Raw genomic sequence first — 21,795 nt, forward strand, 5'->3', positions numbered from 1 at the left:
TGTTTGGTTAGCCTGTGGGTGGAGGTGGCTCATGTCTGATCCGGTGGACAGCTCGGGTGCCCAGGCTCACGAGTTCATCGTGGAGCATGTCAGGGATATCACCAAAGGTGAAGAGTTCGTCATCGAAAGCCACGAGGGCGTCGACACCGCATTCCGCATAATCTTCCCCACCGCGTACGACAGAGTCATTCAGCATCCCCCAACTCAGACCACAGGCGAAGACAAATAACCGGTGGTTCCCCCCACCACCCTTTGTCGAGCTGGCGCCCCGCCCGTCTTCCGGCACTCGCCGGTATGCCGGGCATAGCCTGCGGCCCACCCCTTTTCGAGCTAGCGCTCTGCCCCTTTTCCGGCACTCGCCGGTATGCTGGGCATAGCCTGCGGCCCACCCCTTTCGAGCTGGCGCTCTGCCCTTTTCCGCGCTCGCCGGTATGCCCGGCATTGGCTGCGGTGGTTCTCCCTTTTCGTCATGCCGGGCGGACTTCCTCCGACGCCCTGGGCGTTCGACCCACCATCTTTGAGTGGCCGACGCACGTCCTTTTTATAGGTCCACCTTTTGGAGTCCAGCACAACGAACCCGGTCACGCTCGGCGCCGGTGCGGCGAGAAGTGTCACCTGCGTTAACGGCGCCGGATAACGGCGAGAACCGGGCATCCGGTTACAGGAGTTCCCGGGTCGTTTCGGTGATGAGTTCGTCGATGACATCGGGGAGGTGGCCGGTGGTGGTCAGGGTGCGGTGCTGGCGGTGGGAGGAGGTGCCGGTGGTGAGGATTTGGGAGGCGAGGTGGGAGATCTCCTCCCAGTCGCCGAGGTCTTTGAGAGCTTCCTGGATGTAGTGCATGAAGCGGTCGAGCATGTCCGCGGCGGGGATGTGTTCGGCGGTCATGGGGTCGATGAGGTCGCCGTTCATGCCGGAGCGGGCCGCCCGCCAGGTGGCGGCCTTGATCATGGGCGGGGAGGTCGGCACCGGGGGTCGTTCGGCCTGGATCTCGTCGATGCAGGTGAGGACCAGCGCCCTGGCGAGACCGGCGATGAGAACGGTCTCGTCCACGGTGGTGCACGCGTCGGCGATGCGGAACTCAAGCGTGGGAAAGTGCGTCCCCAACCGGGCGTCCCAGTAGAGGTTCCCCATGTCGGTGAGCGCCTCGATCTCCAGCAACTGCCGGACGTGCTCGGCGTACTCCGCGTGGGAGTCGAACAGCGGCGGCGGCCCTCCGATCGGAAACCCGGCCCAGAGCGGGTTGCGAAACGACTGGTAGCCGGTGTCGGCGCCGTCGTAGAAGGGCGAACTGGCGGATACCGCCAGAAACATCGGCAACCAGGGCTGGACGCGGTTGAGGACCTGGACGGCGAGTTCCTTGTCGGCGATGCCGACGTGCACGTGACACCCGCACGTGACCCGCCGCTGGACCACATCCCGATAGTGCTCGAAACACCGGTCATACCGCGGTTTCCGGACAAGCCGCGTGGTACGCCAGTCCGCGTTGGGCATCGTGCCGGCGGACAACACCGACAACCCGGCCTCCGAGGCGGTGTCCGTGAGAGTTCCCCGGAGCTTTTTGAGCTCCCCCCGGACCTGCCGCAGGCTGTGGCAGACGTCGGTCCTGGTCTCGACCGTCGACACGTGGAATTCGTGATCGAATCCATGGTAGGCGTCGGGCTCCGAGGCGCACGACGCCAGCAGGTCGCCGATATTCGGCAACCCCTCGGGTGCGAGCATTCGGCTCACCGGATCGACAATGAAGAACTCTTCTTCCACTCCCATCGTGAGCACAACGCGACTATACGACCTAATTTCCGAACTTCAAAGCCGCTCAGAATTCTTACGTGTTCGGACAATCAATTGTCCCCACCCGGAGAATATCCGGAAAGAATCTACAACGCCTTATTCTTCCAGGGCGAGGGCCTTGACCCGGCGCAGGAACAACGACCGCTCGCGCTCGTTGCGGGTCAGCCCGGCGGCGCGCTCGAACTCCTCCCGGGCCTCCGCCGTACGCCCCAGCCGCTCAAGGAGATCTCCCCGTACGGCCGGCAACTGCGGATACTCCCGGAGGGCCTTCTCCGCGCGCAGCCCGTCCACGATCTCCAGCGCGGGCAGCGGCCCGGACGCCATGCTCACGGCCACCGCCCGGTTCAGCTCGACCACGGGCGAGGGAGCGACGTGGCCGAGCACCAGATACAGGGCGGCCATCCGGTCCCAATCGGTGTCCTCCGCCGACATCGCCCGGGCGTGGCAGGCGGCGATGGCGGCCTGCAGGCCGTACTGGCCCAGGGTGCCGAGGGATTCGGCGTGCTGGAGGGCGGCCAGGCCGCGGCGGATGAGCAGCCGGTCCCAGCGGCCGCGGTCCTGGTCGAGCAGCAGGACGGGTTCGCCGTCCGGGCCGAGGCGGGCCCCCGTCCGGGACATCTGGAGCTCCATGAGGGCCACCAGGCCGTGTACTTCCGTCTCGCCGGGCATCAGGCCCGCCAGGATGCGGCCGAGTCGCAACGCCTCCTCACAGAGTGAAGGGCGCATCCAGTCGTGTCCGGCGGTCGCCGCGTACCCCTCGTTGAAGATCAGATAGATCACTTCCAGGACGGACGCCAGGCGCGCGGGAATCTCCGGAAGCGGCGGCATCTCGATCTTGATCTGTTTCTCGGAGAGGGTGCGTTTGGCGCGGAAGATGCGCTGTCCCACGGTCGGTTCCGGCACCAGGAAGGCCCGCGCGATCTCCTCGGTGCTCAGCCCGCCGAGCAGCCGGAGCGTCAGCGCGAGCCGCCCTTCCGTGGACAGAACCGGATGGCAGGCCGTGAACAGCAGCCGCAGCACGTCGTCGCCGAACGGATCGTCGAGCGCGTCCACGACCTCGGCTTCGGTGTCCGCCTGCCGCCGCTCCTGATCCCTGCCGACCTCCTCCAGCTTCTGCTCGTACCGGCTGCGGCGCCGCAGTAGATCGATCGCCCGGTGTTTGGCCGTGAGCATGAGCCAGCCGCCCGGGTTGTCGGGAACGCCGGATTGGGGCCACTGCTCCAGCGCGAGCACCAGCGCGTCCTGCGCCAGTTCCTCGGCCAGTCCCACATCCCCCACGATCCGGGCGAGCGCGGCGATCACCCGTCCGGCCTCCATCCGCCAGACCGCCTCAACCACGCGATTCGGATCGCTCGCCGTCATAACGATCGATCCAAGCACGTCGCCCTCAAGAACACGACGGGCCCGGAACGGAACGACCCCCGGTCGATGAGTCTCGACCGGGGGTCATCGCCCCCGAAATATCAGGCGAAGTCTTCCGGGCCGAAGACCCGGTGCACATCGGCTTCCGCCTCGAAGCCCGGCCAGAGGTCACGGTGGATCTTCAGGAAGCGGCTGCCCCACTCCACCGCCTCCTCCTTGGACCTGACCTGGTACAACGCGTAGCTGATCAGTTCCTTCGCCTCGGCGAACGGCCCGTCCGTGACGGTCAGCTTGCCGCCGACCAGCTCCACCCTGGCCCCTTGGTCGCTGGGCGCCAGCCCGCCGTTGTCCAGCAGCGCGCCCGCCTTCGTGGCCTCCTCACCGAGCTTCGCGATGGCCTCCATCAACTCGCCGGGCGGCGGAGTGTCGGGCCGGTTGGTTACCTTGAGCGTGATCAGGTATCGCATCAGCGTTCTCTCCTTGAATTCAGACGCGCTTGTACAGATGCCGGGATACGAGCGAGAACCAGGTCCAGACGACCAGAACACCGCCGACGAAGGCCAGGTTGCTCCAGGCCGCGCCCCCGCCACTGCCCACGGCGACGAACGTGGCCGCGAACACCGCCCCGGACACCGCCGAATAAACCGCCCATCCCGTACGGCTCTCGCCCGAGAAGCGCCGCGCCATGATCAGGCACGCCACGACCAGACAGGTGAATCCGATGCCCCCGCAGACGAAGTGCAGGGTGCCGTGCCACGTTATGACTCCGGGCACTTCGGGCGTACCCGCCGGAAAGCCCAGGGCGGGGTCGGCTCTGAAGATTCCGGCGCCGATCAGGCTCAGGCCGTACACGGCGAGAAGGCGTTGGAGCCACGCGGAACGGGTGGCGCGGCCGATGCCGGCGGCGGCGGCGAGGGTGGTGAGGCCGGCCACCACGAAGTTGGTGATCTGGATCCAGCCCAGGTCGCCGTTGGACAGGAAGCTCCACGGGTGGCGGCTGAGGTCGAATCCGGTTCGGGTCAGGGCTTGGGCGAGCGAGACCGTCACGTAGAGCGGACCGGCGAGCACTCCGTAGCCGAGTAGGGATTTGGTGAGACTTGTCTGCGGGTCGCAGACGGCCTTCGTCTGCAGCTGGGTCATGATCCTGCTCCTCGCGCGTCCTGGTTGGCCAGATGACAACGCGTCGAACGAGGTCATGGGGATTCGACAGCCGCCGAGAAGTTTTTTGAAGATTTTTCGCCGGGGGTCAGCGCTGGGGTTCGATGACGGTCTTGAGGCCTTCGCGGCGGATGGCGGCGGTGAACGCGGCGGGGGCCTCGGCGAGCGGGTAGCGGGCGCTGACCAGTGAGGCGACGTCGACCTTGCCTTCTTCGACGAGGCGGATGGCGCGGGGGTATACGTCGTTCATTCTGCGTACGAGGGCCAGGGTGAGGCCTTTGCGCCGGGCGAGGGAGGCCCGGAAGGTCGTGCGGTCGTCGTCGGGGATGCCGACCAGGACGACCCGGCCGCCGGGACGGGCCAGCTCCAGCGACGTGTTAACGGCCGCGTCGTTGCCCGCGACCTCGAAAACCACGTCCGCCTGGGCGTCTTCGGCCAGTACGGCACCGAAACGTTTGGCCGCCTCGGCCCGATGGGGGAGCGGTTCGACGGCGATGACCGTGGACGCTCCGGCCAGGCGGGCGAGCTGGATCAGCAGGAGGCCGATCGGGCCGCAGCCGACCACGGCCACCGTGCCGCCCAGGTGGAGATGGCCCAGGTCGAAGGCGTGCAGGGCGACCCCGAGGGGCTCCAGCATGGCGCCGTCGCTGTCGGAGACATGATCGGGCAGCGCGTGCAGGAGTTCGGTGGGCCAGGCGATGAGCTCCCGCAGGCCGCCGTCGAGCAGATCGTGTCCGGCGAACCGGATGTTCGGGCAGAGGTTGCGGTAGCCGCTGCGGCAACTTCTGCAACTTTCACAGGGGATGGCCGGGTCCACGGCGACGCGACGGCCGTGCGCGGGGCCGCCTTCGACGACGCCGGCGAACTCGTGACCGACGACGAGCGGGCGGGTGATCGTGGCGTCGCCGATTCCGCCTTCGGCGTACCAGTGAAGATCCGAGCCGCAGAGGCCGACGGCGGTGACTCTGACAAGGCTCATACCGGGTCCGACCTCGGGTGTCTCCTCCTCGGTGAGGCGGAGATCGGCCACGCCGTGCAGCCGCGCGACTCTCATGAGGTTGTCCACATTTGTGCCATAAGGCTCTGACCTTTACTAGAGTCTGGGAATCTGTCAAGAATACGTGTAGCCGTCCCGAACGGCCGCTTGGTGGGTACCCATTAAGCGGACATTGTATAGTTAGGTAGCAGATTGACAATTTGCTATAGCAAAACTACGGTGGCGGCGTGACCGGCACCGCGCTCTCCCACCTGACCTCCGAGACCCTCGCCGACCAGGCGTACGCCGCCCTCAGGCTGGCCATCGCCAACGGCGAACTCGCGTGGGGAGAGAAAATCACCGAACGTGGACTGGCGACTCGGCTCGCCGTCAGCCCGACGCCCATTCGCGAGGCGTTGCGGCGACTGGAACAAGACCGGCTGGTGGAACGCACCGGCCCTCGCTCATTACGGGTGGTACGGCTTTCGCCGGAGACCCTGGCCGAAATTCGCGAAGTGGAGATTCAGCTGCTGGGGCTGACGGCGCGGTTCGCGGCTCGGAATATCAGCGCGGAGGCGCTCGCGAAGGTGGAGGCGGCCCTGGCGGAAGCTGATCCGCTTCGGGCCAATTTGGTGCGAATACACAATGCGGGGGGAAACCTGCCCCCTGAGATGGTCCAACGACTACTGGCGGCACTCCGCAGATTTCACGGGATCATCGAAGAGGCGGGGGCCAATCCCGTGCTCGCGGGTCTGCTGGAACAAGCTCGTGCCTTCAGCCCAGCGGTCCGTGTGGAATCCGCCCTCGCCCAACTCGCGGTCACGGGCGGCGCCTACGAGGAACACCACCACCTCCTCCAGGCCCTCCGCGACCGCAACGAATCCCAAGCCGAAGAAATAGCCCGCCGCCACGGCCTCGCCCCATCCCCCGGAGCGTGACTTCCCGACCTCCGGCTGTACCGGGGCTCTCCCACCCACCTTTGCGAGTCGGAGCTTCACCCGCTGGCTGGCCGCATGCCTGGTATTGCTTGCGGTGGTTCTCCCCACCCGCCCACCCTTCGTCTTGCCGGGTTGACCAACCATCGCCGGGTGCGCCATGTCTGGGCACAGCTGCGCCGGTTCCGTGTTTGCGCTGGCGGTGGCTGTCCCCGCCCACCCACCCTTTTGCCGCTGCGCGGCGTCTTGGCCGGTCACCGCAGCGAGAGGTCGCGCAGCGGCCAAAAGGGGTGGGCGAACCACCGCAAGCAATACCGGCATGCGGCCAGAGCCGAAGGGGTCCGAGCGCCAGCCCACAAAGAGTGGGCGGGCGGGAGAACCACTGCAAGCAATACCGGGCTACGGCCAGCCAGCGGGCGAAGCTCCAACCCACAAAGGTGGGTGGGCTGGAGAACCACCGCAAGCAATACGGGTATGCGGCCAGAGCCGGAGGGGGGCCGAGCGCCAGCTCACAAAGGGTGGGCGGGCGGGAGAACCACCACAAGCAACACCAGGCATGCGACCAGCCAGCGGGCGAAGCTCCAACCCACAAGGTGGGCGGGCTGGAGAACCACCGCAAGCAATACGGGCATGCGGCCAGAGCCGGAGGAGCGCCGAGCGCCAGCTCACAAAGGGTGGGCGGGTGGGGAGAACACCGGCACCCACGAACGTGAGGGGAACTGGGCCGACACGGTAAACAGATCCCTCGGGGGAGAAGCGTTCACGCCGCGGTGGCCGGTGTCCGGCCGGGCAGTCCGGGTGTCTTTGCGGAAAATTGTTATCGCGTGGGGTGCGGGGGGTCTCCTGGTTAGGCGGGTGGGTGCCCGCTGAGTTCTCCTATCCCCTACGAAGGAACTCATCGACCATGAGTGAGACTGTTCCGCGGGTGCGTCGGGCTGTGCTGGGATCTGTGCTGGCGGTGGTGCTCGGGGCCGGACTGGTGGCGGGTGCCGTACCGGCTGGGGCGGCGGAGACGCCGTTGTCGCAGGGACGGGCGGTGACCGCGTCCTCGTCCGAGCGGGGAGATCTGTCTCCGGCCGCGGCGGTGGACGGCAAGCCGGGAACCCGCTGGTCCAGCAAGTTCAGCGACCCGCAGTGGCTCCAGGTGGACCTCGGCCAGGCCACGGCGATCAAGAGGATCGTGCTCAACTGGGAGCGCGCGTACGCCACGAGTTTCCAGCTGCAGACGTCCAACGGCGGCGGCGCCTGGACGACGATCCACACCACGACCGCGGGCAAGGGCGGCGTGCAGACGGTCAACGTCTCCGCCACGGGCCGCTATGTCCGCCTGTACGCGACGAAGCGGTCGTCCATCTACGGCGTCTCCCTCTGGGAGTTCCAGGTCTTCGGCACGGGTTCCACGACGACGCCGAGCACCCAGCCGACGACCCCGACCCCCACCTCGTCGCCGTCGAGCACCCCGACCTCCACGCCCGCGGTCGGCAAGAAGGGCGTCGGCGTCTGGCAGATGCCGAACGTCAGCACCGCTCTCGCCAACTCGGGCGCGAGCTGGTACTACACCTGGTCCACCAACCACAACGGCATCACGACCCCGGCGTCCGCCCAGTTCGTCCCGATGATCTGGGGCGCGGCGAGCGTCACCGACAAGAATCTCGCCGAGGCCAAGAACGCCGGGCCGTACCTGCTCGGGTTCAATGAGCCGGACATGAAGGAGCAGTCCAACATGTCCGTGGAGTCGGCGCTGTCGCTCTGGCCGAAGCTGATGGCGACCGGCCAGAAGCTGGGCAGCCCGGCCGTCGCGTGGGGCGGGAACAACGCGGGCGGATGGCTTGACCGCTTCATGTCGGGCGCGGCCTCGCGCGGTTACCGGGTGGACTTCATCACCCTGCACTGGTACGGCGGCGACTTCCGCGCCGACGCCGCGACCAACCAGCTGAAGTCCTACATCCAGGCCGTGTACGACCGCTACAAGAAGCCCATCTGGCTGACCGAGTTCGCGCTGATCGACTTCTCCAACGGCGTACGCCACCCGACGGAGGCCCAGCAGGCGGCCTTCCTCACCTCCGCCACCCAGATGCTGGGTTCCCTCCCGTACGTCCACCGGTACGCCTGGTTCGGCCTCCCGGCCAAGGACAACGAGATCAGCACGGGCCTGTTCCGGAGCAATGGCACCGCCACCCCGGCCGGCCGCGCTTTCCAGGCCGCTCCCCGCTAAACAACGAAATATCCGGCTATTGACTCACCGATCGGGCACGCATCTTTCCCCGTGTATGCGTGTCCGGTCGGTGTTCGGCCGTCCGCTAGGTTGCGCTGACATGAACGACATCACGGCCGCGGTGGCCAGCGCGGCCGGAATGTTCGTCGGCACGAACGTGGACGATCTCCTTGTCCTGACCGTGCTGTTCCTCTCCGCGCGAGCCCACCGATCACCGCGGCCCTGGCACATCTGGGCCGGGCAGTACCTGGGCATCGCCGTCCTGCTGGCCGTCTCCGGCCTGGCCGCCCTCGGCCTTTCGATCATCCCGGACGAGTGGATCCGGCTGCTGGGCCTGCTGCCGATCATCCTGGGCGTACGCGGCCTGATCACCGCCGTCCGCCACCGGGAGTCGGAGGACCCGCCCCCGGTCGCCACGGGGTCGATCTCGGTCGCCGCGGTGACCATCGCCAACGGTGCCGACAACGTCTCGGTCTACACCCCGGTGTTCCGGACGATCGGCGCCGACGCGTTCGCCGTGACCATGATCGTGTTCGCCGCCGGAGTCGCGTTGTGGTGCCTCGCCGGTTCCTGGCTCGGCTCCCACCAGAAGGTCGTCGCCCTCGTCGAACGCTACGGCCGCTGGCTCGTCCCCGCGGTGTTCATCCTGATCGGCCTGATCATCCTGATCTAGTCCCAGACCAGCGGAAGCGTGTCCAGCCCGAGCACCAGATCGGCGTGTTCGAGCGGCACGCTTCCTTCCGGAACGCGGTAGTTGGGGATGCGCTTGTGCCACTCCTCCAGCGCGATGCCCATCTCCGCTCGCGCCAGATGTGCCCCCAGACAGCGATGCACCCCCACCCCGAAGGCGATATGCCGGTTGTGCGGGCGATCGAGATCGACCTGCGTCGGGTCGGTGAACGTGCCCGGATCCCGGTTGGCCTGGTTCAGCGGCAGCAGGACCATGTCCCCGGTCTTCATCGCGCACCCGTGGAAGTCCGTGTCCCGGGTGAGCTTGCGGGCCGGCATCACGATCGAATACGCCCGGAGCATCTCCTCGATCGCATCGGTGATCACCCCCGGATGCTCCGCGATCCGCGCCCGGTCCTTGTCCGCCCCCGCCAGATGCCAGAACGCGTACGACAACTGCGCCGTGACCGTGTCCAGCCCCGCCATGAACAGCAGCAGGCACAGATCCAGCAGATCCCGATCCGGTACGGGTTCCCCGTCGATCTCCCATCCGAGTGCCGTACTGATCAGATCGTCCCGGGGTTCCGCCCGGCGCTCCGCGATGACCCTGCTGAAATACCCGATGACCTGCCCCATGGCCTGAACTCGGCCGGCGCGTTCGGCGGGTGGCGCGTGCAGGATCGCGTCCTCCCAGGCGAGGAAGGTGGCCAGGTCCTCGACGGGCAGCCCCATCAGCTCCAGGAACACCGTCGTCGGATAGACCCGGGCGAAGTCGGTGACGAAGTCGCACGAGCCCCGCTCCGCCAGCGACTCGACCAGGGCCGCGCACTGCGTTCTGATCTTCTCCGTCCGCGCCGCCACCGCCGCGGGCGAGAACAGCGGCCCGAGCAGCCGCCGCCACACGGTGTGCTCGGGCGGATCGAGCATCTCCGGAATCCACCGGTACGCCGGCTCGGGATCCAGCACGGACACGGCGGAACTGGAGAACGTCTCCGGGTCCTGGCAGACCTCGACGATCTTCTCGTACCTGCTGATCACCCAGAATCCGCTGCCGAACGTGCTGCGGAAGGAGGCATGCTGCTCGCGTAACGCATCGAAGCGCGCGAAAGCCGACCCAGCCGGCTGCACACCCCCGAGCGGATTGAAGTCGATGTCGGGCATGTCGGACGGCTCCTCGATCGGAGGGTCACTACCGGATGCGGCCGACGCCGCAGTAGAACCAGGTCGGCAACTCACGGCCGCGGTACGTGGCGAACGCGGAGTCCTCGTCCGGCCGCCAGTCGTGCAGTCTCACCAAACCGGGCTCAAGGATCTCGAACCCGTCGAACAGCTCAAGGATCTGCTGACGCTGGCGGAGCGTGATGCTGGCGCTCGCCTTCCGGTAGACGGCCGCGCCCTGCTGGGCGGCCTGGGCCCGCTCGTCGGCGGTGACGTGGGAGAGGATCAGGTGGCTTCCCGGCGCGAGCGAGTCCCGCAGCCGGGCGAGGACCTCGGTGGGCTTGTCGTCGTCGGTGAGGAAGTGCAGGACCGCGACCAGGAGGATCGCCACCGGCTGGGAGAAGTCGACCAGATTCCGCAGGTCGGGGTTGTCGAGGATCTCGACCGGCCGCCGGAGGTCGCCGCGGATCGTCGCGGTTCTGGGGGTCCGGGACAGGATCGCCCGCGCGTGGGCGAGCACGACCGGGTCGTTGTCCACATAGACGACCGTGGCCCCAGGATCACGGGCGTGGACGATCTCGTGCACGTTGCCTTCGGTGGGCAGGCCGGTGCCGATGTCGATGAACTGCCGGATGCCCGACTCGGCCATGACGTGCCGGAGCGCGCGCCGCATGAAGGCGCGGTTCTGGCGGGCCAGTTCGCGGGCCTCGGGGGCGACCTGGAGCACCTGCTCGGCGGCCGCGCGGTCCACGGCGAAGTTGTCCTTGCCGCCGAGGTAGTAGTTGTACATCCGCGCGGCGTTGGGCGTGGTCGCGTCGATCCCCGGGGGCACTGGCGCTTCCTCAGGCACGCCCGTCTCCTTCATCCATCGCCGTCGAAGCCATCGCGAGCCTATTTGCTATCCGCGCAGATATGAATAAACATCCCCGATGCACAACCGCGAATTCTCCTTGATCTACGCCGCAAGGCGCGCACCGATGGCGGCCATCTTGTCAGATCTTGGCGGAAGTTGAGACGAGATGGGGGAGCTTGTCCATCTTCGTGTCGCCACAAAGATCGGAGGAGTCGTTCCTGCTCGCCACGGCCGGATGTTTCCGCATGTCAGAAGTCCGGACCAGGCGGTGAGGCATACCAAGGCGCGATGGCCCGCCACGCCGACCGGCCCGTTGGACATGTCTAATTTCTGACGGTTTTGTGGTTCAGTCTGGAGCGATTGAAGTCTGTTAAGACTGATTTGTGGCGATTTGTGCATCGTGCGAAGTCCTTTCTCGTTCCCTGCGGAAGGCTAGCGCCGGGGTACGACGAAACTGCTTCGCCGGAGGCGGCCGAAGCTGCCGATGTTTCCTGGTCCGGTGCGCTCCGGAGGAGATGATGTGCCGCGCCGGGACGGGAGACGTCGGATCTACTTGACGAACTCAGATGAACTCTCGGTGATCACGTGAATTCGTCGCGTCGCGCGAAGTTAACGCAATATTAAGCGGAAGGCCGTTTGTTACAACAATTATTCAGGACGGCCTCCGGAGAAATGCGACTGGAACTTGTCCCGATTGCCGTACGTGATTTGGACCGCGCCAGGGAGTTGCATTCGGAGAGGCGCGGCTTCGGCGGCGGCTGGGGGTCATCCGGAACGCGTCCAGTTGGGATCGCGGCCGATGAGGCCGAGCAGACGGTCCTGCAGAGTGGAGTCTTCGGGGACCTTCACCTCGGGGCCGTAGACGACGATGCCGGGCCCGAACGCCTCCGGGATGCGGAACTCGGCGGGCACGTGCTGGACGGTCGGCCACATGGACTGGATGTCGGCCGATTCGATGGTCGGATCCTGACCGGTGGCCTTGGCGAGATCCCAGCCGTGCAGGACCATGTCGGCGCTGACCACCTGGTCGACGTGCTGTTCCATGGACATGGGGCCGGAGGGGGTTTCGGCGGTGGTCGCGGCGAGTTCGGGGGTGTTCAGGAGGGTTTCGACGTCGGCGCGGGCGGCCACGAATGCGGCCAGCGGATCGTCCGCCACCGAGGGCGCCGGGCTCAGGCTGCGGCCGAGGGGGGCGAGCATCGCGCCGTGCATGTCGATGATGTGCTGGACGACATCCCTGGCGGTCCAGTCCGCGCAGGGGGACTGGTTCGACCACTGCTCAGGCCGTACCTGACGGATTTTGGCCTGAAATGCGTCCGCGCGGGACGTGTATCGGGCGGCGATATCGCTCATTGTGGACACCTTGTCGATAAGCACGTCTCTCGATAACCGTTTGGTAACTTATGAGAACTTGATCGCGGCCGTCAACCGGGACACGGCCGGCTTCGGGCCGCGAAGAAGTGGCTTTGTTATCGCAAACATGCTCGTTTCTCGGTGGTCGCGAATCGAGAGATCGATGTTAACGCTAACTCTGACTCGGGGCGGGGTGTCTCAGGAGTGGAGGGCGCCTCCGGAGCGGAGGGTGTGGAGGCGGTGGAGGGCGTCGGTGCCGCCGCGGCCGAAGTGGTCGTGGAGCTCGGTGTAGATCGCGTACAGCTGGTCGTAGGCGGCGGCGTTGTTCGGGTCCGGCTCGTAGACGTTCCGGTGCACCCGGGACATCGCCGCCGAGGCCGCACGCAGATCCGGGTATGCCCCCGCCGCGACCGCGGCGTGGATCGCCGACCCCAGCGCCGGCCCCTGCGCCGACCCGATGATGCTGAGCGGACGCTGGATGACGTCCGCGTACAGCTGCATCAGGAAGGAACTGCGCAGCAGGCCGCCCGCGACGATCAGTTCGTCCACGCGGACCCCGCCGCCCTCGAACGCGTCGATGATCGTACGCGTGCCGAACGCGGTCGCCTCCAGGAGCGCGCGATAGACGTCCTCCGGACGGGTCGCGAGCGTCGCCCCCACCAGCACCCCGGACAGATCGTGGTCCACCAGTACGGACCGGTTGCCACCGTGCCAGTCCAGGGCGATCAGCCCGTGCTGCCCGACCGTCTGCTTGGCGGCCTTCTCGCTGAGCAGCTCGTGCGCGGACAGGCCGCGCTCCTGCGCCTCGGCCTGGTACTCCTCCGGCAGCCCCGACTCGACGAACCAGGCGAAGATGTCCCCGACCCCGCTCTGCCCGGCCTCGAACCCCCAGAGCCCGGGAATCACCCCGTCCTCCACCACACCGCACATGCCGGGCACCTCGGCCAGCGCCGGGCCGTTGATGATGTGGCACGTGCTGGTGCCCATCACCGCGAGCATCTGGCCGGGCTCGATGGCGCCGGCGGCCACGCTGGTGACGTGGGCGTCCACGTTGCCGATCGCGACCGCGATGCCCTCCGGCAGGCCGGTCAGCGCGGCGGCCCGCGCGCTGAGCCCGCCGGCCCGCTCGCCCATGGCGGAGAGCGGGTGGTCGAGCTTGGCGACGAAGCCCCCGAAATCAGGATTGAGCGCTTCGAGGAACTCGCGGCTGGGGTAGCTGCCGTCCTGGTGAATCCCCTTGTAACCGGCGGTGCAGAGGTTGCGGGTCTCCTCGCCGCAGAGTTCCCAGATGATCCAGTCGGCGGCCTCGATCCAGCGCTCGGCGAGCCGGTAGACCTCCGGGTCCTCCTCCAGCAGCTGGAGCCCCTTGGCGAACTGCCACTCGCTGGAGATCTTCCCGCCGTACCGGGCCAGCCAGGTCTCGCCGCGTTCGGCCGCGAGCGCGTTGATCCGGTCGGCATGCGGCTGGGCGGCGTGGTGCTTCCAGAGCTTCGGGTACGCATGGGGGCGATCGCGCAGTTCGTCCAGCTCGCAGAGCGGAACCCCCGCCGCGGTCGTGGGCAGGATCGTGCACGCGGTGAAGTCCGTGCCGATGCCCACCACCTGCTCCGCCGTGACCCCGGCGGCGGCCAGCGCGGCCGGGATGGCGTTGGCCAGCACGTCCCGCCAGTCCTGCGGAATCTGGAGCGCCCACTGTGGCTTCAGGACCACGTCGGAGTCAGGCAGCCGCCGCTCGACCACCCCGTGCCGATACTCGTGTACGGCCGTGCCGAGCTCGGTCCCGTCCTCGGTCGAGACCACCAGGGCCCGGCCGGACAGGGTGCCGAAGTCGACGCCGATGACGACGGTCGGAAGTCTGCTCACTTCGCGCTCCTGAGTATTCGAGTGCCTGATTGTTAGCGCTATCACACATCGGGGTCAAGTGCTCGGCAAGTCGAAAGTGTTAGCGCTAGCATCGGCTGAGGGTGCTGGTGGGCGCGAGGGCCTGGTTCTGTCGGTGGTGTTGTCTACGCTGGCGCCATGGCTACCTGGGAAGACGTGCGGCGGATCGCGATGGCCATGCCCGGGACGGAGGAGGTCACGTCCTGGGAGAACCAGTCGTGGCGGGTGAACAAAAAGGGGTTCGTCTGGGAACGTCCGCTCAGACGGGCAGATCTGGAGGCGCTCGGCGATCAGGCGCCCGAGGGGCCGATCCTGGCGGTGCGGGTCGCGGATCTCGCGGTCAAGGAGGCGTTCCTGGCTGACGATCCGGAGCTGTACTTCACCACGCCGCATTTCAACGGGTACCCGGCGATCCTCATCCGGCTCGATCGCATCTCGCCGGAGGAGCTGGCGGAGGTGGTGACCGAGGCGTGGGTGTGCCGGGCGCCGAAGCGGCTGGCGAAGGCGTACCTGGCTGAGCAGAAGTGACGGATGCGGATGTGACGAATGCGGATGTGACGGATGCGGATGTGATGGATGTGGTAATCGCGGGGTGTCTGATCTGGTCGGGTTCATACCGGTATTGATAGGGTGCAGATCTCCGGGGCCGTGGCACGCCGCCGGAGATGGACGTTATCCGTTGGGTGGCGTGGTCGGCGCACGCGTTTGAGTCGGAGGGATCGGCTTTCCGTGCGCTTTTTAGGTCGGGTCACGCTTGTGGTCTTCAGCCTGGTCGCGACGATGGGAATCGCCGCGCGGCCGGCCGCGGCTCATGGTCAGCTGGCGGTGTCCGTGCCCGCGAAAGACAGCAAGGTCGACGCTCCGCTGGAGCGGCTGGAGCTGTACTTCACGGAGAAGCCGGCGTTCAACGCGTACTTCGCGGTGGTGAGTCCTAGTGGGCGGCGGGTTGACGCGCAGTGGTCCCATGGGGAGCCCAAGCGGCTGGATGAGCCGGTTCGTGAGCTGTGGCTGAACAACGGGAGCTGGGAGCCCCGGCTGTTCGAGACCGGGTTTCCGGCGATGGTTCCGGTGGCGTACTGGCCGGAGCAGGGTGTTTATACCGCTGAATTTCTTTCGCGAGCTTCGGATGGGGAGCTCGTGAAAGGCGAGGTCAAGTTCGAGTACACCGGGAAGATGAGCAAGGCGCCGGAGGGGTGGAAGGCGCCGGACAACGAGCCGGATCCGGCGCTTCTGGTGGAACCCGACCACGGGGCTTCCGTCGCGCCGACCATGCCAACCAAGCCGACCATGCCGACCATGCAGCCCGGGGCGAGCCAGGGGCCGCAGCTCGTTCAACCCAGCAGTCTCTTCACGCAGCAGCCCGACCCGGCGGTGGCCGGCACGAGTTCGTCGTCGTCCAGTGGCGACGGGGGGTTCGTGGTGTGGCTGATCCCGGCTGTGCTCGTCGCCGGAGTGTTGATCCTTCTGGTCAGTACCGCTCGTCGGCCTGCCAACAAGGCCCGATGACCCGCGTTTGGAGTTACTCGATGAAGTCGCTTATTGCCATTTTTGCCTGCGTTGTTCTGGCGGTCACGGGGTGTAGCGCGTCCGGTGACCCGGCCACCTTCTCCGGGCCGGCCAAGGAGATCACCGTGACCATCGCCGGGGGGTCGGTGAATCCGCCGCCTGGGCGTGTGGAGGTCGCGAAGGGTCAGCAGGTGAAAATCGTCGTGACCAGTGACGTGCCGGACGAACTTCACGTGCACGGGTACGACATGTCGGCCGGCTTGCAGCCCAACACGCCGGCGACGGTGGAGTTCGTGGCTGATCGGGATGGGTTGTTCGAGGTGGAGACGCACGATTCCGAGATGCAGCTCTTCCAGCTTCAGGTGCAGTGACCATGGAACTCGCGCGGCCGGTGGAGATGGTCCTGGCGCACGGGGTGGGCGGGCGGCAGGACCTGCCGATTCCGTTCGAGGCGGCCGTCGCCGGGGCGGCCGTCGCGCTCGTGGTGTCCTTCGCGGCGCTCGGGTTCGCGTGGCGGGAGCCCCGGCTCGCCGGTGTGCCGTCGTATCTCGGACGGAGTTCGAGTTGGGTTCCGCAGGCGGTCGGGCTCGTGGTCGCCGCGTATTTCTGCGTCGGCCTGCTGTTCGGTCCTGACACTCCGGACAATCCCACGGCGGGTGTCTTCTACGTCCTCTTCTGGGTCGGGCTGGTCCCGTTATCCCTGGTCTTCGGGCCCATCTGGCGAAATTTCAATCCATTGCGGACGTTGCACCGGCTGGCGTGCGCGCTCCTGCGCCGCGATCCCGACCAGGGCTGGCGGCGACTCTCCCCGCGCGTCGGCTACTGGCCCGCCACCGCCGGCCTGCTCGCCTTCGTCTGGCTGGAGCTGGTGGCCCCCGACCGTGCCACCCTCCCCGTCATCTCCCTCTGGCTGGCCCTGTACGTCGTGGCCACCCTCACCGGAGCCGCCATCTACGGCGCCCAGTGGTTCGACAAAGGCGACGCCTTCGAGGCGTACAGCACCCTGATCGGCAGCCTCTCCCCGATCACCCGTGTTCCCCCACCCGCTTCCCGCAAGGCCAAGGCGCGATCAGCCGCCTCCACCAACCCGCGTTCCAAGGGCGGAAAATCAACAGACCGCGCGAAGCGCGCCCCCGGCACCCGGTCGGGGAACGCGTACAAACTGGCCTGGCGGAACCCCCTCGACGGGATGGCCGGTCTCGCGTACGCGCCCGGTCTACCCGCGCTGGTGATCGTGCTGCTGGGCTCCACCATGTACGACAGCGTCTCCAACGCCCCCGTCTGGGTGCAGTTCGTCCAGGAAAGCGACCTGCCCGCCCCTCTCATGGGCACCTTCGGCCTGCTCGCCGTCATCGGCCTGGTGCTCGCGCTGTTCCTGGGCGCGACCACCTGGGCGGCCCGCCTGGGCGGTGCCACTCCCGCCACGACGGCCGGGGAGCTCGCGCACTCCCTGGTCCCGATCGCGGTCGGCTACCTGGTCGCGCACTACTTCACGCTGTTCCTCTTCGAGGGCCAGCACACCCTGGCCCTGCTCTCCGACCCTCTCGACACGGGCGCGAACTGGCTGGGCACCGCGAACTGGACATTGCAGAGCATGGGCGCGACTCCCGCGTCCATCGCCATGCTTCAGGTCACGGTCATCGTGATCGGCCACGTGCTCGGCACCGTCCTCGCCCACGACCGAGCACTCACGCTCTTCCCGCACCGGACCGCCGTCGTCGGCCAGATCCCGCTGATGGCCCTCATGGTGATCTACACCGTCGCGGGCCTGCTCTTCCTGTTCGCCACCTAGGCCGGGCGTAGCCCGTCGAGAGTTCGCGGAGTGACCGGCCGGCTATTTGGTGCCGAGCAGGTCCACCGGCCTGATGTCGGGCGGCTCGGCGAGCATGGTGTCGGCCGCGCCCATCAGGGCCCGCGCGATCTTGCCCTCCATGTGGCTGGTGCGTCCGCCTTCGTTGTTGAAGGTGTCGAAGAGCCCGAAGGTGGTGGCGCTCTCCCGGAAGGCGTACCAGTGGACGGTGAAGTCCTCCTCGTGGGCGAGGGTGACCGCGTCCCGCAGCATCTCGGCCACCTGCTCGGCATACTCCGGCTTGGCCTCAATCCTGGCAATAAGCCCGATACTCGGCATCCCGTCCTCCTCTGCCTGAAGCCCGACCTCCGTTACAAATAACGACGAACCAACGGAGGCTGGAGTCAACATAGTGGGCGCAGCGAAACAATTGCATGTCGATTGGCGATCGTTGCGGATGTGCAAACATCGTCCGGGTCCTCGGAAGTGAGGGAAACTCACACGCTGACTCACACGAGGTCCAGGCAAGGTGAACCCTGTCGGAACAATCGAGGGGGAAACATGCCACTCATCAACGTGAAGGTCATCGAGGGCGTTTTCGACGACGCGCAGAAGGCCGAGATCGTCAAGTCCCTCACCGAGGCGATGGTGAGCGTCGAGGGGGAGAACATGCGCTCGGTCACGTGGGTCGTCATCGAGGACGTCAAGAGCGGTGACTGGGGGATCGGTGGCACGCCGCTGACCACGGGCGACGTGAGGGCCCTGGCCGCGGGTTGACGAAGGAACGCGAAGCGCCGTCGGGATCCCCGAAGGGGTGGAGTGCGATGTTGACGATCCGGTTGCTCGGGGCGCCGGCCATCGAGCGGGACGGCCAGCCGGTCCGCTCGCCCCGGGGCCGCAAGGCGTGGGCTCTGCTCAGCTACGTGCTGCTGGCGGAGCGCCCGACGAGCCGACGGCACCTGGCCGACCTGCTGTTCGCCGACGCCGACGACCCGCTGGGCGCGCTGCGCTGGACCCTCGCCGAACTCCGCCGCGCGCTGGGCAAACGCGACGTGCTCGGCGGGGACCCCGTCTCTCCGGACCTGGGCGAGGACGTGGCCGTCGACCTGGAGCAGATCACCCGGGAGTACGCCGACCCGGCTCCGCTCCTCGACGTCGGCGGAGAACTGCTCGAAGGGGTGCACCTCACCTCCAGCCTCGAATTCGAGTCGTGGCTGCTGGTGGAGCGCCACCGCGTCTCGGCCCGGGTCGAGGCGCGGCTGCGTCAGGCGGCGGTCGCGCTGCTGGCCGGGGGACGGGCGCGCGACGCGGTCACGTACGCCTCGCGGGTCGTGGCCCGCAACCCACTGGAGGAGGGAAACCACGAGCTGCTGGTACGGAGCCTCGCCGCGACGGGGGACAGGATCGCCGCGCTGCGGCAGGTCGCGGTCTGCGAGGACCTCCTGCGCCGGGAGCTCGGGGTGGCGGCCTCGCCCGCGCTCCGCGAGGCCGCCACGGTCGGCACGGACAGTCCGATCGCGCCGCCGCTGAGCGGGCGGGCTGCCGCGTCCAGCCAGCTGGACGCGGGGCGGGCCGCGATCGTGGCCGGAGCCGTGGACGCGGGGTTGCAGTGTCTGCGGCGTGCGGTGGCGGAGGCGGCGCGGTGCCGGGACAGCGCCTTACAGGGGCGGGCGTTGGTGGCACTCGGGGGCGCGCTGATCCACGCCGCGCGCGGCAGGGACGAGGAGGGCATCGTCGCGATCCACGAGGCCATCCAGCTGGCGAGCACGACCGGCGACCGGGTCACGGCGGTGACCGCGCATCGGGAGCTGGGCTTCGTGGAGGCGCAGGCGGGGCGGCGCGGTACGGCCGACGCCTGGCTGGCGAAGGCGCAGGCCTTGGCGGAGACCGATCAAGAGCTGGCCGCGCTGCTGGCGGTGCGGGGGAAGAACGCCTCCGACACGGGGGACTATCCGGCGGCGTTCGGCTATCTCCATGACTCGGTGGAGCGTGCGGAGCGTTGCGCCGATCATCGTCAGCAGGCGTGGTCGCTCTCGATGGTGGCGCGGGCGCATCTGCTCCGAGCCGAACGGAGTCAGGCCGCCGCCGCCCTCGCCCGCGCTCTGGAAGGTGTGTACGAGCAGCGCTGGATGGCGTTTCTGCCCTGGCCGCAGACCCTCCGTGCCGAACTCGACCTCCAGGATGGTGATCTCGAAGCCGCCGCGGACCGGCTCGAACAGGCGTGGGAACTGGCCCGCCAGCTCGACGACTCCTGCTGGGAGGGCATGGCGGCGCGTGGACTCGGGCTGCTCAGCGCGGCCAGAGGCGACTATCCCGCCGCCACGAAATGGCAGGACGAGGCGGCCTTCCGGTGCATCCGGACCCCCGACCGATACCAGTGGGTCCACGGGTACGGGTTGGACGCCGCCATCGGCACCGCCATCGAGCACGGCGACCATGAGCGGGCCCGCTCCCTGGTCGGGAACCTGGCGTCGCTGGCCGCGCGCTGCGACATGCGCGAACTGGTGGTGCGTGCGCAGGTGCATCGGTTCCGGCTGGGCGATCAGCCGGCGCTGGCGGCGGCGCGGCTGCTCGGCGCGGACATCGACAATCCGGCCTTGGCGCGGTTGATCCGCGACGCCGGCAAACGGTCCGCGTGAGTCCGTTCGGATATCGCAGAAAGCGAGTTTTGTAATGAGTGGTATTGGGTTTCTTGGCATGCCTGAACTGGGTGACGAGGCGAAGCGCATCTTCGACGAGGACGTGGAGGATCTGGGATATGTCATGAATGTGTCCAGGCTCTGGGCGTACCAGCCGAAGGCGGTGAAGTTGTTTTTCGGGCTGTTCCGGGAGGTCAGCGTCCCGCATGGACTGGATGATCGGCAGCGCGCGATTCTGGTGGTCGCCTGTGCGTCGGCGTTCGGGGATTCGTACTGTTCGCTGGTGTGGGGGACGCGGTTGGCCGCCGCCGCCGGGGAGGAGGTCGCGTCCGGTGTTCTGACGGGGAGTGACACCGGTTTGACCGGTGAGGAGCGGGCGATGGCGCGGTGGGCCCGGAAGGTCGCGCGTGATCCGACGAGGACCACTCAGGCGGATGTGCGGGAGCTGAGGGACGCGGGGATCAGTGATGAGCGTATCTTCGCGATGACCGCGTTCGTGGCTCTGCGGATCGCGTTCGCCACCGTCAACGACGCGCTCGGGGTCCCACCGGACTCCGCGTATCGGACGCGTGCGCCGGAGGCCGTTCTCAGTGCTGTGACGTTCGGTCGTTCGTTTCAGGACTGAAACGTTCGACCCAGCGTCGTTGCCAGGGTGTCTCGACCGCGTGCGGATGGTAATTCGCCCGGGTCCAGGCGACCGCTTCTCTGGGTGGCACTCCGGACAGAATGGCGAGGCACGCGATCACGGTTCCGGTCCGGCCGATGCCCCCGCCGCAGGCGACTTCCACGTTTCGTCCCGCTTGGGCGAGTTCGTACAGGGCGTGGATTTCGCGGATGGCGTGGTTCCTGTCGCGGGGGAGGCGGAAATCGGGCCAGTCGAGCCACTCGTGCGGCCAGGTGAGTGAAGGGTCGTGTTGTTGCCGGAGTCGCGGGGAGCCCAGGTAGAGGCCGTGATCCGGGGATGGCCTGTCGGGGGCGGGCCGCCGGAGCCCGCGGCCGCGAACCCATGCCTGGCCGGGAAGGTTTATCGCGCCGACGAGTCGCCTTTCATTCACCTGTCCATCCTGGCGTACACATATGCCGGGACTCCTGGAATGGTTCACGGCTGATTCACGTTCCCGCGCGTCCACCGATCTTGTTCGGCGTGGCGGAGTACCTTGGTCCGTACGGCTGGCGGCGTTCAGTGCCATTGATCGTCCCAGCTCAACCTGTCCATGACAGTCGTGAGTCATGGTTTTTGACTCATGCTGTGACTTACTGGGTCTAGATGATCAAAAGCTAATAAGGGGCTCGTGACCGAACTGGAGAGGACCCGACATGATCGACCAGCGGAGTGCTTTGATCTGTGTTTTCGGGGCTGTCGCGGCGGCGGTCGCCGCGGGATTGATGCTGGCGGACGCGCAGAGCTGGCCGGCTGCGCTGCTGACCGCGGGGGCCACATTCGGGACCACGGTGGTGGCCGTCCACACGCTGATCAAACGCTAGCCGGAGTGCATCTGCCCGGGTGACTCG

Annotated in this window: 23 protein-coding genes; 12 read left to right on the forward strand and 11 right to left on the reverse strand. The window is 67.4% G+C overall.

The window, feature by feature from the left end:
- The first annotated feature begins 31 nt into the window (after nt 1–31).
- Entirely contained in the window at nt 32–229 is a 198-nt protein-coding gene (locus Aph01nite_RS02280; RefSeq protein ID WP_204039013.1) for a hypothetical protein, read from the forward strand.
- Between the two features lie 429 nt (nt 230–658).
- Here Aph01nite_RS02280 and Aph01nite_RS02285 read toward each other — a convergent pair whose 3' ends face one another.
- From Aph01nite_RS02285 to Aph01nite_RS02305, 5 genes are all read right to left on the reverse strand, one after another.
- The gene (locus Aph01nite_RS02285; protein ID WP_275418366.1) at nt 659–1,765 is read right to left on the reverse strand and encodes a carboxylate-amine ligase; all 1,107 of its coding nucleotides are present in this window, start codon (nt 1,763–1,765) and stop codon (nt 659–661) included.
- A 120-nt stretch (nt 1,766–1,885) separates the two neighbouring features.
- The gene (locus tag Aph01nite_RS02290; protein WP_204039015.1) at nt 1,886–3,151 is read right to left on the reverse strand and encodes an RNA polymerase sigma factor; all 1,266 of its coding nucleotides are present in this window, start codon (nt 3,149–3,151) and stop codon (nt 1,886–1,888) included.
- A 101-nt stretch (nt 3,152–3,252) separates the two neighbouring features.
- Nucleotides 3,253–3,618 (reverse strand): YciI family protein, encoded by a 366-nt coding sequence (locus Aph01nite_RS02295; protein WP_204039016.1) that lies wholly within the window; start codon nt 3,616–3,618, stop codon nt 3,253–3,255.
- Nucleotides 3,619–3,637: 19 nt separating this feature from the next.
- A complete protein-coding gene (locus Aph01nite_RS02300) occupies nt 3,638–4,291 on the reverse strand; it encodes a DUF998 domain-containing protein (protein WP_204039017.1) in 654 nt (217 codons plus the stop codon).
- Nucleotides 4,292–4,397: 106 nt separating this feature from the next.
- Nucleotides 4,398–5,363, reverse strand: coding sequence for a zinc-dependent alcohol dehydrogenase (locus Aph01nite_RS02305; protein WP_204039018.1), 966 nt, complete (start codon nt 5,361–5,363; stop codon nt 4,398–4,400).
- Between the two features lie 170 nt (nt 5,364–5,533).
- Between Aph01nite_RS02305 and Aph01nite_RS02310 the strand changes: the two genes are divergently transcribed.
- From Aph01nite_RS02310 to Aph01nite_RS02320, 3 genes are all read left to right on the forward strand, one after another.
- The gene (locus Aph01nite_RS02310; protein WP_204039019.1) at nt 5,534–6,223 is read left to right on the forward strand and encodes a GntR family transcriptional regulator; all 690 of its coding nucleotides are present in this window, start codon (nt 5,534–5,536) and stop codon (nt 6,221–6,223) included.
- 934 nt (nt 6,224–7,157) lie between these two features.
- Entirely contained in the window at nt 7,158–8,435 is a 1,278-nt protein-coding gene (locus tag Aph01nite_RS02315) for a glycosyl hydrolase (protein WP_239161341.1), read from the forward strand.
- A 100-nt stretch (nt 8,436–8,535) separates the two neighbouring features.
- Nucleotides 8,536–9,108: a cadmium resistance transporter gene (locus Aph01nite_RS02320; RefSeq protein ID WP_239161342.1), complete on the forward strand. Its 573-nt coding sequence runs from the start codon at nt 8,536–8,538 to the stop codon at nt 9,106–9,108.
- Here the strand turns inward: Aph01nite_RS02320 and Aph01nite_RS02325 are convergent.
- The 4 genes from Aph01nite_RS02325 to araB form a co-directional block, all read right to left on the reverse strand.
- Nucleotides 9,105–10,265, reverse strand: coding sequence for a cytochrome P450 (locus Aph01nite_RS02325; RefSeq protein ID WP_204039021.1), 1,161 nt, complete (start codon nt 10,263–10,265; stop codon nt 9,105–9,107). The two genes, Aph01nite_RS02320 and Aph01nite_RS02325, sit on opposite strands and share 4 nt — an antisense overlap.
- Nucleotides 10,266–10,293: 28 nt before the next feature.
- On the reverse strand, nt 10,294–11,112 hold the full coding sequence (locus tag Aph01nite_RS02330) for an SAM-dependent methyltransferase (RefSeq protein ID WP_239161343.1): 819 nt from the start codon (nt 11,110–11,112) through the stop codon (nt 10,294–10,296).
- A 768-nt stretch (nt 11,113–11,880) separates the two neighbouring features.
- Complete coding sequence (locus Aph01nite_RS02335) at nt 11,881–12,468, reverse strand: TIGR03086 family metal-binding protein (protein WP_204039023.1); 588 nt, start codon at nt 12,466–12,468, stop codon at nt 11,881–11,883.
- 198 nt (nt 12,469–12,666) lie between these two features.
- Entirely contained in the window at nt 12,667–14,331 is a 1,665-nt protein-coding gene (araB, locus tag Aph01nite_RS02340; protein ID WP_204039024.1) for a ribulokinase, read from the reverse strand.
- A 156-nt stretch (nt 14,332–14,487) separates the two neighbouring features.
- Here araB and Aph01nite_RS02345 point away from each other — a divergent pair, with 156 nt between their 5' ends.
- The 4 genes from Aph01nite_RS02345 to Aph01nite_RS02360 all read left to right on the forward strand — a co-directional run bounded on the left by Aph01nite_RS02345 (nt 14,488) and on the right by Aph01nite_RS02360 (nt 17,647).
- Nucleotides 14,488–14,877, forward strand: a complete 390-nt coding sequence (locus Aph01nite_RS02345; protein ID WP_204039025.1) for an MmcQ/YjbR family DNA-binding protein — start codon at nt 14,488–14,490, stop codon at nt 14,875–14,877.
- A 201-nt stretch (nt 14,878–15,078) separates the two neighbouring features.
- Nucleotides 15,079–15,855 (forward strand): copper resistance CopC family protein, encoded by a 777-nt coding sequence (locus Aph01nite_RS02350; protein WP_204039026.1) that lies wholly within the window; start codon nt 15,079–15,081, stop codon nt 15,853–15,855.
- Nucleotides 15,856–15,875: 20 nt separating this feature from the next.
- Complete coding sequence (locus Aph01nite_RS02355; protein WP_204039027.1) at nt 15,876–16,226, forward strand: cupredoxin domain-containing protein; 351 nt, start codon at nt 15,876–15,878, stop codon at nt 16,224–16,226.
- 2 nt (nt 16,227–16,228) lie between these two features.
- Nucleotides 16,229–17,647, forward strand: a complete 1,419-nt coding sequence (locus Aph01nite_RS02360) for a hypothetical protein (RefSeq protein WP_204039028.1) — start codon at nt 16,229–16,231, stop codon at nt 17,645–17,647.
- Nucleotides 17,648–17,689: 42 nt separating this feature from the next.
- Here the strand turns inward: Aph01nite_RS02360 and Aph01nite_RS02365 are convergent, their stop codons facing one another.
- A complete protein-coding gene (locus tag Aph01nite_RS02365) occupies nt 17,690–17,983 on the reverse strand; it encodes a putative quinol monooxygenase (protein WP_204039029.1) in 294 nt (97 codons plus the stop codon).
- A 222-nt stretch (nt 17,984–18,205) separates the two neighbouring features.
- Between Aph01nite_RS02365 and Aph01nite_RS02370 the strand changes: the two genes are divergently transcribed.
- Genes Aph01nite_RS02370 through Aph01nite_RS02380 form a run of 3 tightly spaced genes read left to right on the forward strand, consistent with a single transcriptional unit; the run spans nt 18,206 to nt 20,908 of the window.
- Complete coding sequence (locus Aph01nite_RS02370; RefSeq protein WP_204039030.1) at nt 18,206–18,421, forward strand: tautomerase family protein; 216 nt, start codon at nt 18,206–18,208, stop codon at nt 18,419–18,421.
- Between the two features lie 47 nt (nt 18,422–18,468).
- Nucleotides 18,469–20,283 (forward strand): AfsR/SARP family transcriptional regulator, encoded by a 1,815-nt coding sequence (locus Aph01nite_RS02375; protein WP_204039031.1) that lies wholly within the window; start codon nt 18,469–18,471, stop codon nt 20,281–20,283.
- A 58-nt stretch (nt 20,284–20,341) separates the two neighbouring features.
- A complete protein-coding gene (locus Aph01nite_RS02380) occupies nt 20,342–20,908 on the forward strand; it encodes a carboxymuconolactone decarboxylase family protein (protein ID WP_239161344.1) in 567 nt (188 codons plus the stop codon).
- Here the strand turns inward: Aph01nite_RS02380 and Aph01nite_RS02385 are convergent.
- Nucleotides 20,871–21,515 carry a protein-tyrosine phosphatase family protein gene (locus tag Aph01nite_RS02385; RefSeq protein ID WP_307836758.1) on the reverse strand — a complete coding sequence of 215 codons (645 nt, stop codon included), beginning with the start codon at nt 21,513–21,515 and terminating at the stop codon, nt 20,871–20,873. The two genes, Aph01nite_RS02380 and Aph01nite_RS02385, sit on opposite strands and share 38 nt — an antisense overlap.
- An 85-nt stretch (nt 21,516–21,600) precedes the next feature.
- On the opposite strand from Aph01nite_RS02385, the gene Aph01nite_RS02390 reads away from it, so the two are divergent.
- Nucleotides 21,601–21,768 (forward strand): hypothetical protein, encoded by a 168-nt coding sequence (locus Aph01nite_RS02390; protein WP_204039034.1) that lies wholly within the window; start codon nt 21,601–21,603, stop codon nt 21,766–21,768.
- The last annotated feature ends 27 nt before the right edge of the window (nt 21,769–21,795 follow it).

It is taken from the genome of Acrocarpospora phusangensis (genome assembly GCF_016862995.1).
Taxonomy (GTDB): Bacteria; Actinomycetota; Actinomycetes; order Streptosporangiales; family Streptosporangiaceae; genus Acrocarpospora; species Acrocarpospora phusangensis.

Bases quoted from the DNA above. Each gene is read 5' to 3' on its own strand.
- Aph01nite_RS02305 (WP_204039018.1), bottom strand. From the start codon at position 5,363: ATGAGAGTCGCGCGGCTGCACGGCGTGGCCGATCTCCGCCTCACCGAG.
- Aph01nite_RS02295 (WP_204039016.1), bottom strand. From the start codon at position 3,618: ATGCGATACCTGATCACGCTCAAGGTAACCAACCGGCCCGACACTCCG.
- Aph01nite_RS02375 (WP_204039031.1), top strand. From the start codon at position 18,469: ATGTTGACGATCCGGTTGCTCGGGGCGCCGGCCATCGAGCGGGACGGC.
- Aph01nite_RS02290 (WP_204039015.1), bottom strand. From the start codon at position 3,151: ATGACGGCGAGCGATCCGAATCGCGTGGTTGAGGCGGTCTGGCGGATG.
- Aph01nite_RS02320 (WP_239161342.1), top strand. From the start codon at position 8,536: ATGAACGACATCACGGCCGCGGTGGCCAGCGCGGCCGGAATGTTCGTC.
- Aph01nite_RS02335 (WP_204039023.1), bottom strand. From the start codon at position 12,468: ATGAGCGATATCGCCGCCCGATACACGTCCCGCGCGGACGCATTTCAG.
- Aph01nite_RS02325 (WP_204039021.1), bottom strand. From the start codon at position 10,265: ATGCCCGACATCGACTTCAATCCGCTCGGGGGTGTGCAGCCGGCTGGG.
- Aph01nite_RS02370 (WP_204039030.1), top strand. From the start codon at position 18,206: ATGCCACTCATCAACGTGAAGGTCATCGAGGGCGTTTTCGACGACGCG.
- Aph01nite_RS02385 (WP_307836758.1), bottom strand. From the start codon at position 21,515: ATGACTCACGACTGTCATGGACAGGTTGAGCTGGGACGATCAATGGCA.
- Aph01nite_RS02360 (WP_204039028.1), top strand. From the start codon at position 16,229: ATGGAACTCGCGCGGCCGGTGGAGATGGTCCTGGCGCACGGGGTGGGC.
- Aph01nite_RS02390 (WP_204039034.1), top strand. From the start codon at position 21,601: ATGATCGACCAGCGGAGTGCTTTGATCTGTGTTTTCGGGGCTGTCGCG.
- Aph01nite_RS02300 (WP_204039017.1), bottom strand. From the start codon at position 4,291: ATGACCCAGCTGCAGACGAAGGCCGTCTGCGACCCGCAGACAAGTCTC.
- Aph01nite_RS02345 (WP_204039025.1), top strand. From the start codon at position 14,488: ATGGCTACCTGGGAAGACGTGCGGCGGATCGCGATGGCCATGCCCGGG.
- Aph01nite_RS02355 (WP_204039027.1), top strand. From the start codon at position 15,876: ATGAAGTCGCTTATTGCCATTTTTGCCTGCGTTGTTCTGGCGGTCACG.
- Aph01nite_RS02365 (WP_204039029.1), bottom strand. From the start codon at position 17,983: ATGCCGAGTATCGGGCTTATTGCCAGGATTGAGGCCAAGCCGGAGTAT.
- Aph01nite_RS02280 (WP_204039013.1), top strand. From the start codon at position 32: ATGTCTGATCCGGTGGACAGCTCGGGTGCCCAGGCTCACGAGTTCATC.
- Aph01nite_RS02380 (WP_239161344.1), top strand. From the start codon at position 20,342: ATGCCTGAACTGGGTGACGAGGCGAAGCGCATCTTCGACGAGGACGTG.
- Aph01nite_RS02285 (WP_275418366.1), bottom strand. From the start codon at position 1,765: ATGGGAGTGGAAGAAGAGTTCTTCATTGTCGATCCGGTGAGCCGAATG.